Annotated in this window: 1 protein-coding gene; it reads left to right on the top strand. The window is 69.2% G+C overall.

The window, feature by feature from the left end; all coding sequences use genetic code 11:
- The coding region (locus Y706_RS0107685; protein ID WP_028276140.1) for a molybdopterin-dependent oxidoreductase at nucleotides 1-986 on the top strand (986 nt) is incomplete at its 5' end.
- Between the last annotated feature and the right edge of the window lie 111 nt (nucleotides 987-1097).

Here is a 1097-nt window from a genome sequence, read left to right as displayed (position 1 = left end):
GCGCGGCCCGCAGCGACGTGGCCGCGGCCCGCGAGTCGCTGCAGCTGCCCGCGCCCGCCAAGGCCGCCGCCGCGGTCCCGGCCGGGGTCCAGTCCAAGGCGCCCGGCGTCACGCCGTGGCTGACCCCGAACAAGGACTTCTACCGGATCGACACGGCGCTGAGCGTGCCGGAGATCAACGTCCAGGACTGGGAACTGCGCATCCACGGCCTCGTGGAACAAGAGGTCCGGCTTACCTTCCAGGACCTGCTCGACGCCCAGCTCATCGAATCCCATGTGTCCCTGACCTGCGTGTCCAACCCGGTCGGCGGCAACCTGGCCGGCAACGCCAAATGGCTGGGCATGCCCATCCGCGACGCCCTGAAGCTGGCCCGCCCCACACAGGGCGCGGACATGGTGCTCTCCACCTCGGCTGACGGCTTCAGCGCCTCCACGCCCCTGGAGGTCCTCCAGGACGACCGCGACGCGATGCTGGCGATCGGCATGAACGGCGAGGCGCTCCCGCTCGAGCACGGCTACCCGGTGCGGATGGTGGTTCCCGGCCTGTACGGCTTCGTCTCCGCGACCAAGTGGGTGGTGGACCTGGAGGTGACCCGGTTCGCGGACAGCAAGGCGTACTGGACCCAGCGCGGCTGGTCCGAACGCGGCCCGATCAAGACCATGGCGCGGGTCGAGGTGCCCAAGTCCTTCGCCAAGGTCCCTGCCGGAAAGATCGCCATCGGCGGCACCGCGTGGGCCCAGACCCGCGGGATCACCAAGGTCGAGGTGCAGATCGACAGCGGGCCCTGGACCGAGGCGGTCCTCTCCGACGAGGCCTCCCTCATCACGTGGCGGCAGTGGTCCCTGGATTGGGATGCGACGCCGGGCCCGCACTACATCAAGGTGCGCGCCACGGACGGCAAGGGCGAGGTCCAGACGGACGAGCGGGCGGATCCGGTCCCGGACGGCGCCTCCGGCTGGCAGTCGGTGATGGTGACCGTGGAATAACCGGGGTATCAGCACCGGGCACCATAGACTTGCAGCATGGCTTTGAACCCGCATGCAACATTCACAGTCGACTCCGCCGTCGAACTGGCAGTCATCGAACGCAGCGGCTTC

Origin of the sequence: Arthrobacter sp. I3, assembly GCF_000520575.1 — a bacterium.
GTDB classification, from domain to species: domain Bacteria; phylum Actinomycetota; class Actinomycetes; order Actinomycetales; family Micrococcaceae; genus Arthrobacter; species Arthrobacter humicola_A.
Note: the sequence above shows the minus strand (reverse complement) of the source record. Positions and strands in the feature narration are given on the sequence as shown.